Source organism: Arenimonas daejeonensis (genome assembly GCF_007993735.1).
Taxonomy (GTDB): Bacteria; Pseudomonadota; Gammaproteobacteria; order Xanthomonadales; family Xanthomonadaceae; genus Arenimonas; species Arenimonas daejeonensis.
Genome location: NZ_CP042453.1, coordinates 1,844,330 through 1,856,788 on the forward strand (window position 1 = coordinate 1,844,330; position 12,459 = coordinate 1,856,788).

Annotated in this window: 11 protein-coding genes and 3 pseudogenes; 8 read left to right on the forward strand and 6 right to left on the reverse strand. The window is 68.8% G+C overall.

Going from position 1 to position 12,459, the window contains the following annotated elements:
* Position 1: 1 nt before the first annotated feature.
* A complete protein-coding gene (locus FRZ33_RS08960) occupies positions 2–598 on the reverse strand; it encodes a GNAT family N-acetyltransferase (protein ID WP_146909167.1) in 597 nt (198 codons plus the stop codon).
* 152 nt (positions 599–750) lie between these two features.
* Between FRZ33_RS08960 and FRZ33_RS08965 the strand changes: the two are divergent.
* The 8 genes and pseudogenes from FRZ33_RS08965 to FRZ33_RS09000 all read left to right on the forward strand — a co-directional run bounded on the left by FRZ33_RS08965 (position 751) and on the right by FRZ33_RS09000 (position 9,807).
* A pseudogene (locus FRZ33_RS08965) lies at positions 751–2,024 on the forward strand (sensor histidine kinase).
* On the forward strand, positions 1,921–2,562 hold the full coding sequence (locus FRZ33_RS08970) for a response regulator (RefSeq protein WP_146909169.1): 642 nt from the start codon (positions 1,921–1,923) through the stop codon (positions 2,560–2,562). The pseudogene FRZ33_RS08965 and the gene FRZ33_RS08970 overlap by 104 nt, the downstream one beginning before the upstream one ends.
* A 160-nt stretch (positions 2,563–2,722) precedes the next feature.
* Positions 2,723–5,053: an ATP-binding cassette domain-containing protein gene (locus tag FRZ33_RS17295; protein WP_146909171.1), complete on the forward strand. Its 2,331-nt coding sequence runs from the start codon at positions 2,723–2,725 to the stop codon at positions 5,051–5,053.
* Positions 5,050–5,784 (forward strand): ABC transporter permease subunit, encoded by a 735-nt coding sequence (locus FRZ33_RS08980; protein WP_146909173.1) that lies wholly within the window; start codon positions 5,050–5,052, stop codon positions 5,782–5,784. The genes FRZ33_RS17295 and FRZ33_RS08980 overlap by 4 nt, the downstream gene beginning before the upstream one ends.
* A 3-nt stretch (positions 5,785–5,787) precedes the next feature.
* Positions 5,788–7,650 (forward strand): Gldg family protein, encoded by a 1,863-nt coding sequence (locus tag FRZ33_RS08985; protein WP_146909175.1) that lies wholly within the window; start codon positions 5,788–5,790, stop codon positions 7,648–7,650.
* Positions 7,651–7,653: 3 nt separating this feature from the next.
* The gene (locus FRZ33_RS08990) at positions 7,654–8,730 is read left to right on the forward strand and encodes a DUF4340 domain-containing protein (RefSeq protein ID WP_146909177.1); all 1,077 of its coding nucleotides are present in this window, start codon (positions 7,654–7,656) and stop codon (positions 8,728–8,730) included.
* 34 nt (positions 8,731–8,764) lie between these two features.
* Positions 8,765–9,124 (forward strand): DUF423 domain-containing protein, encoded by a 360-nt coding sequence (locus FRZ33_RS08995; protein ID WP_146909179.1) that lies wholly within the window; start codon positions 8,765–8,767, stop codon positions 9,122–9,124.
* Positions 9,125–9,132: 8 nt separating this feature from the next.
* On the forward strand, positions 9,133–9,807 hold the full coding sequence (locus FRZ33_RS09000) for a DNA-3-methyladenine glycosylase family protein (protein WP_146909181.1): 675 nt from the start codon (positions 9,133–9,135) through the stop codon (positions 9,805–9,807).
* A gap of 12 nt (positions 9,808–9,819) precedes the next feature.
* Here the strand turns inward: FRZ33_RS09000 and FRZ33_RS09005 are convergent.
* The 5 genes and pseudogenes from FRZ33_RS09005 to FRZ33_RS09020 all read right to left on the reverse strand — a co-directional run bounded on the left by FRZ33_RS09005 (position 9,820) and on the right by FRZ33_RS09020 (position 12,385).
* A pseudogene (locus tag FRZ33_RS09005) lies at positions 9,820–10,608 on the reverse strand (M15 family metallopeptidase).
* Positions 10,609–10,648: 40 nt separating this feature from the next.
* Complete coding sequence (locus FRZ33_RS09010; RefSeq protein ID WP_146909184.1) at positions 10,649–11,182, reverse strand: hypothetical protein; 534 nt, start codon at positions 11,180–11,182, stop codon at positions 10,649–10,651.
* Between the two features lies 1 nt (position 11,183).
* The gene (locus FRZ33_RS16925) at positions 11,184–11,309 is read right to left on the reverse strand and encodes a hypothetical protein (RefSeq protein ID WP_265468567.1); all 126 of its coding nucleotides are present in this window, start codon (positions 11,307–11,309) and stop codon (positions 11,184–11,186) included.
* Positions 11,310–11,324: 15 nt separating this feature from the next.
* On the reverse strand, positions 11,325–11,519 hold the full coding sequence (locus FRZ33_RS09015; protein ID WP_146910620.1) for a type II toxin-antitoxin system antitoxin: 195 nt from the start codon (positions 11,517–11,519) through the stop codon (positions 11,325–11,327).
* A pseudogene (locus tag FRZ33_RS09020) lies at positions 11,516–12,385 on the reverse strand (SPFH domain-containing protein). The gene FRZ33_RS09015 and the pseudogene FRZ33_RS09020 overlap by 4 nt, the downstream one beginning before the upstream one ends.
* Positions 12,386–12,459 lie beyond the last annotated feature (74 nt).

Genomic DNA, 12,459 nt, shown 5'->3' on the forward strand with positions numbered 1-12,459 from the left:
CTCAGGTTCCGGTCGCGAGGTTCGGCGCACGGCCGGGCAGGGTGCGGGCACGCAGCCAGGGCTGGTCGGGCAGTTTGTCGCCGTAGGCCTGGGCCACGAAGGAGTAGCTGCACATCTCCTTCATCAGCATGGCCACGCGGATATCGGTGCCCGGCATGACCTGCTGGCCGACCTCGCGGAAGCCGAAGCTGCCGTGGAAGAGCAGGGCCGGGTCGTTGCCCGACTGCAGGAAGACCTCGCAGCACAGCTGCGGCCAGCGCAGTTCGGCGAAGCTCTGCACGTCGGCATAAAAGGCACGGCCGCGACCGCCGCCACGGCGCGGCCGGGCGATGACGATGCGGTCCACGTACAGGAAACGCTCGTGGCGTTCGCGGAACCACAGGAAGTTCGGGCTGTCGTGCGGCGTGTCCTGGCCCAGGGCGACCAGGAAGCCGGTGATCAGGCCATCCTGCTCGGCGACGCGGAAGTATTCGGCGTGCTCCCAGAAGAACCGGACCTTGGCGGCGTCCATCGGCAGGATGGACGGCCCGGCCGCGTTGTTCAGGGCTAGAACGGAATCCAGCTCGTGCTCGCGCACGTCGCGGATGGTGATCGGCATTGTCTTTCGGACTCCGATGGCATGGGGGCCGCCTGGGCGGGAAACGCCGGCGGGCGATCGGGTGGGGATTATCGCACGGGTGCCCGGCCGCCGGGGCAAGGCCATGACTTTCGGGGGCCTTGCCCTGGCCCGGTCCGGCCTATGATGCGCGGATGCTGAACAGGTTCTCCCATACCCAATTGTTGCGATATGCCGGCCTGTTCACCTGGGCGGTGCTGGGCATCCCGCTGGTGGTGTTCACCTGGAACTTCCCGGCCATCGAGGCCGCGGAAGGGGCGGGCGGCTTCGCCAACCCGCGGATCCTGCTGCTGATCCTGGCCTACGGTGCCTTCGGACTCATCTATTGGCGGGTCACCTACGCGCTGGGCGCGCGCAAGTCGCAGTTCCTCGACGTGGTGCTGCTGGCCGGCCTGACCCTGTCGGCCATCATCGTCAGCAGGAAACCGGCACCGGCATGGGCGCGGTGCTGATGATGGTGATCGCCGGCGTCATCCCCTGGCTGGTGCCGCTGCGCATCGGCGTGATCTGGCTGGTGCTGCAGCACGTGGCCCTGGTGCCGGTGTTCAGCAAGATGGAGGGTTTCACCCCGGGCATCGCCGTGCTGCAGGCGATGACCTACGTGGGGTACTCGAGTTTCGCCATGGTCATCGGCTTCGTCGCCAAGCAGCAGGCCCAGGCCCGCGAGGAGCAGCGCCGCCTGAACGCCGAACTGCGCGCCACCCGCGCCCTGCTGGCGGAAAGCTCGCGCATGAGCGAGCGCGTGCGCATCTCGCGCGAACTGCACGACCTGCTGGGCCACCACCTGACCGCGCTCAGCCTGAACCTGGAAGTCGCCAACCACCTCACCGAGGGCCGCGCCCAGGAACACGTGCGCCAGAGCCACACCCTGGCCAAGCTGCTGCTCACCGACGTGCGCGAGGCGGTCAGCGAGATGCGCGAGGACGGCGCCATCGACCTCAGCGGTGCCATCCGCACCCTGGTCGAGGGCGTACCGGCGCTGGACATCCGCCTGGACCTGCCCGAACCGCTGAGCATCGAAGACCCCGAGCGCGCGCATGTGCTGCTGCGCTGCACCCAGGAAATCATCACCAACGCCGTGCGCCATGCCGGCGCCTCCACCCTGTGGCTGAGCATCGCCCGGGACAGCCACGAGGCCCGCATCCAGGCCCGCGACGACGGCCGTGGCGCCGACGAACCGACGCAGGGCAACGGCCTGCGTGGCATCCGTGAACGGCTTGGCGCCTACGGCGGCCGGGTCGATATCATCACCGGGCGCGGGCAGGGCTTCGCGCTGGACATCCGACTTCCCTGGAGAACCCCGCATGATCCGTGTCTGCCTCGTCGACGATCAGACCCTGGTGCGCCAGGGGGTCAAGTCCCTGCTGGAACTGGCGGACGGCATCGAAGTGATCGCCGAGGCCGGTGACGGCCGCCAGGCGGTCGAACTGATTCCCCAGATCAAGCCCGACGTCGTGCTGATGGACATGCGCATGCCGGTGATGTCCGGCCTGGAAGCGCTGCAGGCGCTGTCGGCCCAGCAGGCCCTGCCGCCGACCATCATCCTGACCACCTTCGACGACGACCAGCTGGTGCTGGCCGGCATCCGCGCCGGCGCCCGCGGTTACCTGCTCAAGGACGTCTCGCTGGACCAGCTGGTCTCGGCGATCCAGACGGTGGCGGACGGCGGTTCGCTGGTGCAACCGGCGGTCACCCAGCGCCTGCTGTCGGGGCTGGAGGGCCTGCAGAATGAATTCGTCAGCCTCGATCAGCCCGACCCGCTGACCGACCGCGAGACCGAGATCCTGCGCCTGATGGCCGGCGGTTTCTCCAACAAGGAGATCGCCAACTCGCTCGGCGTGGCCGAAGGCACGGTGAAGAACCATGTCTCCAACATCCTCTCCAAGCTGGGCGTGCGCGACCGCACCCGGGCCGTGCTCAAGGCTTTCGAACTCAAGCTGGTCTGAGCTCCGGAGCCTGTCCCCATGGTCATTCCAGCCCATCGTGGCGGGCTTTCAGGATCGTGACGCCGGCCCCCTGCCGGGGCCGTCCTGACCTGATATCCTCTCCCGTTCCTGCGGCCGGGCATCGTGAACCCGCCGGGGGCCGTTCCTGGAGAGCTTCCGAATGACCCGAGTTATCGAGTGGATTGTTTCCGTGCTGATCGTCATCGCCATGTTCGTGGTGATCGGCCTGTTCCTGCCTTCGACGCGTTCCGTCTCGCATTCCGTCGAGACCAACCGCCCGATGTCGACGGTGAACGACCTGTTGAACGGCTTTACCCGCTTCCGTGACTGGAATGCCCTGATCAACCATGACCCGCGCATGCAGCTGACGACCACGGGCCCCGAGTCCGGCGTCGGCGCCAAGCTCGACTTCCGCTCCAACGACCGCGTCATCGGCGCCGGTTCCTGGGAGCTGGTCGAAAGCCTGCCGGGCGAGAAGGTCGTCTATGCGCTGCAGGTGCCGGGCCGCGGCAAAGACAAGCGCATGACCTTCACCTTCGAGCGCACCGGCCAGCGCAACCAGAACGTCAAGGTCACCCAGCGTTACACGGTGAACTACGGCTGGGACCTGTTCGGCCGCTACGCCGGCCTGTACGTCACCCGCAACGTCGGTGACGACATCAAGCGCGGCCTGGACAAGCTGGGCAACCTGCTGACCACCATTCCGCGCTTCGACTACAGCGGCCATGAGCCGGGTTACCAGTTCGTCGACCTGCCGGCCATCAATGCCCTGGTGGTGACGACGGCCGCCAAGCGCGCCAACGACGACATCGCCCTGGCCATGACCAACCAGCTCAAGTGGATCGAGCAGGTCATGGAAAAGAACGACCTCGAGTCGGCCGGTCCGATGCGCATCGTCACCAACGAGTTCAGCACCGACACCTACGGCTTTGACGTCGTGATGCCGATCCGCCGCAAGGGCACCGGTCCGAAGCCGGCCGCCGAAGAAGGCGAAGATGGCGAAGCGGCTGAAGGTGATGCCGGCGAGACCGAGACCGCCGAGGTGGCTCCGGTTGCCGCGCCGGTCGACCCGAACGCGCCGCTGGAAACCTTCGAGGTCAAGCTCGAGGGCGAGAACAACCCGGTGCTGTACGTGCAGATGCCCGCCATCCGCGCCGCCTCGACGTCCTACGTCGGTCCGTCGCCGGGCCTGGCCCGCATCCGCGACCTGGTGCGTGCCTGGGCCATGGTCCGCGGTGCCGAGACCTTCGACCGTCCCTATGACGAGTACCTCGGTCCGATCAAGGACATGCTGTCGGAAGAGGCGGAGTTCCGCGTCTACTGGCCGGTGAAGGTGCCGGGCGTCGCAACCGCCGAGCCGGTGCAGATCGCGCCGCCGCCGGCTGTCGAAGGCGAGGCGGAGGAATCCGCCGAGCCGGCCCCCCGAGGAAGAGACCTCGGCCGCCTGAATCGCGACACCAGCAGGGCGGGCCAAGTGCCCGCCCTGCCATTTCCGGCGGCCGCATTTCCATCAGCCGGACTTCCATCAGTCGGACTTCAATCAGCGAGAAGAGACCGCATGATCGAGGCACACGCCCTGCACAAGCGCTACGGCCGCCTGCTGGCCGTGGATGGCATCAGCTTCAAGGTCGAGCCCGGCGAGGTACTCGGCTTCCTCGGCCCCAACGGCGCCGGCAAGTCCACCACGATGAAGATGATCGCCGGCTTCCTGGCGCCGACCTCCGGCACCGCGACCGTCTGCGGCCATGACGTGCAGTCGGACCAGATGGCGGCGCGCCGCGCCCTGGGCTACCTGCCCGAAGGCGCCCCCGGTTACGGTGAAATGAGCCCCGAGGGTTTCCTGGGGTTCGTCGCCGACGTGCGCGGCCTGCGTGGCGCACGAAGGCAGGAGCGGATGAAGGCCGTGCTCGAACGCCTGGCCCTGCAGGGCGTGCTGCACCAGCCGATCGACACCCTGTCCAAGGGTTTCAAGCGCCGGGTCGGCCTGGCCGCGGCCATCCTGCACGATCCGCCGGCGCTGATCCTGGACGAACCCACCGACGGCCTGGACCCGAACCAGAAGCACGAAGTGCGTGGCCTGATCCGCGAACTGGCGCGCGAGCGCACCGTGCTGCTGTCCACCCACATCCTCGAGGAAGTGGAGGCCGTGTGCAGCCGCGCCATGATCGTCGCCCGCGGCAAGGTGCTGGCCGACGCCACGCCTGCCGAACTGCTGGCACGTTCGCGCTACCAGGGGGCGGCCTCGCTGCTGGCGACCGACAGCATCGCCGCACGCGCCGCACTGGATGGCATGCCCGGCGTAAGCGGCTTCGACCAGGACGCCGGCGACGGCCGCCTGTACGTGTTCCCGCAGGGCAGCCGCCCGGTGTCGCTGGACGCCGTGGCCGAACGCCTGCGCCAGCGCGGCGTCGCCCACAGCGGCCTGCAGCCCGAACGCGGCCGGCTGGACGAGGTCTTCCGCCGCATCACCACCCCGGAGTCGCAGGCATGAGCGCGGTGATGGCGGTGTTCAAGCGCGAGTTCGCCAGCTATTTCGCCACGCCGCTGGCAGCGGTGTTCCTAGTGATCTTCCTGATGCTGGCGATGGCCTTCACCTTCTACCTCGGCGGCTTCTACGAAGCCGGCCAGGCCGACCTGCAGCCGTTCTTCCGCTTCCATCCCTGGCTATACCTGCTGCTGGCGCCCGCGGTGGCGATGCGGCTGTGGGCCGAGGAACGCAAGGCCGGCACGCTGGAGCTGCTGCTGACGCTGCCGCTGGGGCTGTGGCAGGCGGTGCTGGGCAAGTTCCTCGCGGCCTGGGCCTTCCTGGGCCTGGCGCTGGCGTTGACCTTCCCTATCTGGGTGACGGTGGCCTGGCTGGGTGATCCCGACCACGGCACCATCCTGGCCGCCTACCTGGGCAGCTGGCTGATGGCCGGCGCCTTCCTGGCGATCGGCAGTGCGCTCTCGGCCGCCACGCGCAGCCAGGTGGTGGCCTTCATCCTTACGGTGCTGGTCTGCCTGCTGCTGCTGTTGGCCGGCTTCCCGATGGCGCTGGACCTGGTGCGCGGCTGGGCCCCGCAGTCCTGGGTGGACGCCTTCGCGGGCCTGAGCTTCCTCACCCATTTCCATGCCATCAGCCGTGGCGTGCTGGACCTGCGCGACGTGCTGTACTTCCTGCTCAGCATCGCCGCCTGGCTCACCGCCACGGTGCTGGTTATCGACCTGAAGAAGGCCGACTGAACCATGAAGCCCTTCAACAGACGTTCCTATCATGTGATCGCGCTGGCCCTGGTGGCGCTGGCCTTCGTCGCCCTGGTGGCGCTGTCCACGGTGGCCCTGCGCGGCGCCCGCCTGGACCTGACCGACAAGCAGCTGTACACGCTGTCCGAAGGCACCCGCAATATCCTGGGCAAGATCGAGGAGCCGATCACGCTCAAACTCTATTACTCCGAACACGCCACCCGCGACCTGCAGCAGTTCCGCGTCTTCGCCACCCGTGTGCGCGAGATGCTGGAAGAGGTCGCCGCCCGGTCCGGCGGCAAGGTGGTGCTGGAGGTGATCGACCCCGAGCCGTTTTCCGAGGCCGAGGACCAGGCCGCGGCCTTCGGACTGCAGGCGGTGCCACTGGGCGCCAGCGGCGACAAGCTGTACTTCGGACTGGTCGGCCTGAACAGCACCGACGGCGAGACCACGATGCCCTTCATCCAGCCGGACAAGGAATCGTTCCTCGAATACGACATCGCCAAGCTCATCTCCACGCTCAGCGTCGACACCCGGCCGGTGGTCGCCCTGATCAGCAGCCTGCCCACCGGCCCGAGCATGGATCCCACCGGCCGCCCGAACCCGGGCTGGGTGGTGGACCGCCAGATCAGCGAGCTGTTCGAGCTGCGACGCCTGCAGGGTTTCCCGACCAGCATCGCCGACGACGTGGACCTGCTGATGCTCGTGCATCCGAAGCAGCTGCCGGAGGACACGCTGTACGCGATCGACCAGTTCGTGCTGCGCGGCGGCCGCCTGCTGGCTTTCGTGGATCCGGATTCCGAGGTCGACCAGTCCGGCGTGGATCCGCTGGATCCGCTGTCGCTGGATGTGCCGCGCACCTCTGACCTGCCGGCGCTGTTCAATGCCTGGGGCATCACCTACGACGTCAGCCGCGTGGTGCTGGACGAGGTGCACGCGCTGCAGGTGCAGCCCGATCCCAACGGCCCGCCGGTGCGCCACCTGGCCGTGCTGGGCCTGGGCAAGGACGCCCTGAACCAGGACGACGTGGTGTCGGCCGAACTCGAGACGCTGAATTTCTCCAGCGTGGGTGCGCTGGGCCTGGCGGAAGGTTCGCCGTTGGCGATGGAGGCCCCTGGTGCAGAGTTCCGGCGCCTCGGACCTGGCGCGTGTGCAGCGCGTGCGCGAAACCGCCAGCGAACCGGATCGGCTGCGCGAGGATTTCCAGGCCAACGGCCAGCCCTTCGTCCTGGCGGCGCGTTTCACGGGCACGCCGGGCACTGCCTTCCCGGCCCGTTCGGGCGACAAGCACCTGGCGCAGGCCCGTGCGCCGGTGAACGTGATCGTGGTGGCCGATACCGACATGCTCACCGACCGGCTCTGGGTGCAGGCGCGCGATTTCCTGGCCAGCCGGTCTACAACGCCTTCGCCAACAACGGCGACTTCGTCTACAACGCGGTGGACAATCTGGTCGGCAACTCCGACCTGATCGCGGTGCGCACGCGCGCGGTGGCGGCGCGTCCGTTCGAGCGGGTCGCGGCCCTGCGGCGCAGCGCCGAGGAGCGTTATCGCAGCAAGGAAATGGAACTGCAGCAGCAGCTCGACGCGCTGGAGCAGGAATTGACGCGGCTGCAGCAGCCCGGCCCCGAGGGCCAGGCGCAGGCGCTGACCACGCAGCAGCAGGCCGAGATCCTGCGTTTCCAGGACGAGAAGCTGCGCATGCGCAAGGAACTGCGCGAAGTCCAGCACCGCCTGAATGCCGACATCGAGACGCTGGGCGCGCGCCTGAAACTGATCAACATCCTGGGCATGCCGGTGCTGGTGGTGCTGGTGGCGCTGTTCGTGGCCTGGCGGCGCTGGGCGCGCCGGCGCGCGGCGGAGGCCTGAGCCATGCGTCCGCGCCTGCTGGCCGGTCTGTCGGTGCTGGTGCTGGCCCTGGCCGGCAGCGCCTGGTGGCTGATCGAACGCCCGGTGGCGGGTGACGGCGAGGGCGGCGGGCTGGCCTTGCCGGGCCTGGACGAACGCCTGGATGCGCTGGAACGGCTGGAAGTCCGCGGTGCCGGCGACACCCTGCTGGTGGCGATCGAAAAAACCGACGGCCGCTGGCGCATGCCCGACCGCCTGGACTGGCCGGCGAACCAGCGCGAGGTCAGCCGTGCGCTGTTCCGCCTGGCACAGGTCCGCAAGCTCGAAGCCAAGACCGCCAATCCGGCCCTGCACGCACGGCTGGGCGTGGAAGCCATCGTTGCCGCCGACGCCAAGGGCGCCGAGCTGCGCCTGCTGGGCGGCGGCGAGCCGCTGAGGCTGACCATCGGCAGCAACCACCCCAGCCTGGGCGGCAGTTACGTGCGGGTGGGCGATGATCCGCAGGCCTGGCTGCTCGACGGGGACATCGGGCCGGCCCGCAACCCCGCCGACTGGCTCGACCGCCGCCTGCTCGACCTGCCGCTGGCGCGCATCGCCGAAGTGCGGGTGGCGCCGGCGCGCGGACGCGCGTTCAGGCTGAGCCGCAGCGACGACGACCGCTTCGGCCTCGACGGCCGGCCCGCGGCGGCGCTCGCGAATGCCGACGACGGTACCGCGACGGCCGCCAGCACCGAACAGCTGCCGCTCGACGATGTCCGCGCCGACAGTGGCGCTGCGGCCGAGCAGACGGTGGTGTTCGAGAGCGTGGACGGCGTGACCGTCACCATCGCCGCCTGGCGCCAGGACAACGGCACCTGGGCGCGGTTGTCGGCGTCGCTGGACGAGGCGAAGGCCGCTGCCTGGTTCACGCAGCTCGCGGCCGCCGGCACCGGGGAATCGGCGGAGTCGGATACCGACCTGGCCGCCACCGGAACCCCGACGACCACACCGGTCCGTCCCCGGAAGAGCGCCTGCAGTCGCTGCGACAGCAGGTCGTGCGCTGGCAGGACCGCTTCGAGGGCAGGCAGTTCCTGCTGCCGCCGCAGAAGGCCGCCAACCTGATGAAAACCCGCGACGACTATCTCGCCGGGTCTCGATGAACGCCGACGCGCTCCTGCGTCGTGGCCTGGCCGCATCCGGCGCGCTGGCCTGCGCCGTGGCGGTGGGGCTGTCGGCCTACGCAAGCCATGGGCTGCAGGGCCAGGACGCGCAGCGCGTGGGGCTGGCCGCGCTGTTCGCTTTCGGCCACGGCCTGGCCTTGCTGCTGCTGGCGCCCGGCGCCGCCTCGCGGCTGCGGGTGGTCGCGCTGGTGACGCTGATGCTCGGCCTGCTGCTGTTTTCGGGCAGCCTGGTCGGCGCTGCGCTGGCATCGTTGCCGGCCTCGCTGGCGCCGACCGGCGGTTTGCTGCTGATACTGGGCTGGCTCATGATCGCCGGCGACGCCCTGCGCCGCTGAGTACCACCATGCCCCGACAATCCCGCGGCTTCGACCTTGATGCCGCCGCCGAACACCTGCGAAAGCGTGACCGCCGGTTCGCACGCTGGATCGAGCGCATCGGTCCGCTGGATGTCGGTGCGCGCTGGCGCAAGCCTTTCGACACCACCGATTCGCTGGCGCGCGCCATCCTCTACCAGCAGCTTTCCGGCAAGGCCGCCGCCACCATCGTCGGGCGGGTGGAAGCGGCGATCGGATCGAAGAAGCTGCATGCCGACACGCTGGGCGGGATCGATGATGCCGCTCTGCGCGCCTGCGGCGTGTCCGGCAACAAGACCCTGGCCCTGCGCGACCTCGCCGCGCGTGCCGCCCGCGGCGAAGTGCCCGGCTCGCGCGAGATGGCGTCGATGTCCGATGCCGAGATCATCGAGCGGCTGACGGCGGTGCGCGGCATCGGCCGCTGGACGGTCGAGATGATGCTGATGTTCCACCTGGGCCGCCCCGACGTGCTGCCGGTGGACGACCTGGGCGTGCGCAAGGGCGCGCAGCTTCTGGACAGGCAGGACGAGATGCCCAAGCCCAAGGAACTCGCGGTGCGCGGTGAGAAGTGGGGGCCTTACCGCACGCTGGCGGGCCTGTACCTGTGGCGCATCGCCGATTTCGTGGCGCCGGACAAGGAACCGGTCAAACGATCGCAGGACTGAGGCCCGCGGCCTTCATTCCGCCGGGAACCAGCGCCAGTGCCAGGGTTCGTAGACGATGCCGTGCGGGTTGCCGCGCGGGTAGCTCATGCGGAAGCCGAAGTCGCCGGCACGCCGGTGCAGCCAGGCGAAGGCCGGCGTGGCCTCGAAACTCTCCTCGGCCGGCGGTTCGCCCGGCGTGCCGATGTCCATGGCGCAGCCACCGTGGTGTTCGCTGTAACCCGGTGCGGCATTCACCGCCAGGATCTGCTCGACGCTCAGGCCGCGCGCGAGTTTCCGTTCGAAGATGCCGAGTTGGTAGTCGTGGCTGCGGTAGCCGGAAATGGCCTCGATCGCGATGTCGTCTTCGTACGCTGCGGCCTGCATGCGGCGCCAGGCACGCGCGGCCGGATCGAGCAGCCACAGCGGGCGCCGGTAACGGTCGAAACCGGCGAACTCCAGTCGCACCGGTTCGGGCACGGGGAAGGCCGACCTCATCGCCGTAGCTTTCGTCCAGGCCCAGGGCGTGCAGGCGTTCAAGCAGGCCATCGAGCGGCAGCTCGAATCCGGCGCCGGCACGCTCGAAGGAGCGTGCAGCGCCTCCAGCGCCGCCGCCAGCCCGGGTTCACGATCCAGCCGCGGCACCAGCGCGGTCAGGCGCGCACCGTCGAGCGCGGCCAGGAAGCGGCCGTCGCGCTTGCGGCGCAGGCCCCATTCGGCGGTCGCGAGGGCACGGGCATCGGCGTTCGCGCGCGGCCGCAGCAGCCGGGCCGGCCAGGCCTCGACCTGTTCGCTGTTCACCAGATGCCAGTTCAGCGCGCGCATGCGGCCAGCTTAGCGGCAGGATGCCGCGCGCGGGAAGCGATCACGCCGCGGCGGCGCGGCGGAAGATGTCGAGCACCGCCTGCGGGTGTTCGAGGCTGATCAGCCAGACCCGGCCGTCGGCATGCGGCAGGGCCAGCACCTTCGACGGGTCGGTGACCAGGCAGAAGGCCTTGCGGCGGTCGCGCAGCCGGAAGTGCCCGGCATGGATGCCGGGCAGGGCGTAACCATTGGTCTTGATCAGGGGTTTGAAGCCGGTGTGTTCGCGGGTGTCGACGACCCGGGCCGAGGCCAGGTCGAACTCCGACAGCGGCGATTCGCGCGTATAGAACGTGGCCTTCACCCGCAGCCGCCTGCCGTCGAAGCTGGCCTCGCGCCGCCACATCGGCAGCACGATGCCGAGCACCGTCACCGCGACGATGCCCTGGATCAGCAGCATCAAAGCCGGCGACAGCGCCTCGCTGCGCACCTGCAGGATCACCACCACGGCGATTGCCAGCGGCAGCACCGCGCCGAAGCCGACCGCGAACAGCACGGGCGCTTTGCCCAGCGGCGTCAGGGCAAGGCGACGGTCCATGTCACCGTCCCAGCAGCAGGGCGAGGCCTGCCAGCAGCATCAGCGCGGAGACTGCGGCAAGCGGCAGCGCGGCGGGCGTGGGGTTGTCGGCGCGGCGGTTCCGGATCATGTGCACGATGTGGATCATGGTCTTCTCCCGGCTTCAGGATGCTGCGTTGTCGTCGGAGTCTTCGGCCTTCTTGATGCGTCCTGACTTGCGCAGGGCATCGCGCAGCACGTACTCGATCTGCGCGTTGAGCGAACGCAGCTCGTCGTCGGCCCAGCGCTGGATGGCGTCCAGCACCTCGGCGTTGATGCGCAGCGGATAGGCTTTTCTCGGCCAAGATCCCTGCCTCAGTAGATCGAACCGGCATTGACCACCGGCTGCGTGCCGCGCTCGCCGCACAGCACCACCAGCAGGTTGGACACCATCACCGCGCGGCGCTCCGGGTCCAGGTCCACGACCTTGCGGGCAGAGAGCTGCTCGAGCGCCATCTCGACCATGCTCACCGCGCCTTCGACGATACGGGTGCGGGCGGCGATGATCGCGCCGGCTTGCTGGCGCTGCAGCATGGCCTGGGCGATTTCCGGCGCGTAGGCGAGGTGGCTGATGCGCGCCTCGGCGACGTTGACGCCGGCCTGGGCCAGGCGTTATGGATCTCCTCGGTCAGGTGCTTGGCGATCTCGGCGGCGTGGCTGCGCAACGAGATCTTGCCGTCCTCGTGCTGGTCGTAGGGATAGCTGGTGGCCATGGCGCGCAGCGCGGCCTCGGACTGGATGTGCACGAAGCTTTCGTAGTCGTCCACGTTGTAGACGGCCTCGGCCGAGTCCACCACCTGCCAGACGATGACCGCGCCGATCTCGATCGGGCTGCCGTCGAGGTCGTTGACCTTGAGCTTGCCCGACTCGAAGTTGCGCACGCGCAGGCTGATCTTCTTGGCCGAGAAGAAGGGGTTGTTCCAGCGCAGGCCTGGTCCTGACCGTACCCACGTACTTGCCGAACAGGCTCAGCACGGCGGCCTGGTTGGGTTCGACCATGTAGAAGCCGCCCAGCGCGACCGAAGCGACGGTGCCCAGCAGCAAGCCACCGATCAGGAAACCGGCATCCGGGTTGCCCGCGCCCTTTACGCCAAGCACGAACAGATAGACGGCCAGGGCTTCCAGCACGATCAGGAGCAGCAGGGCCGGAATGCCGGGGAAGGAGCGGATGGACTGTTCTTTCATGGCGGATCTCCCGAGTGGTGATCGGAAGATATCAGAAAGATATCAGTTTGCAATGGGCATGCGACGAACGGTAG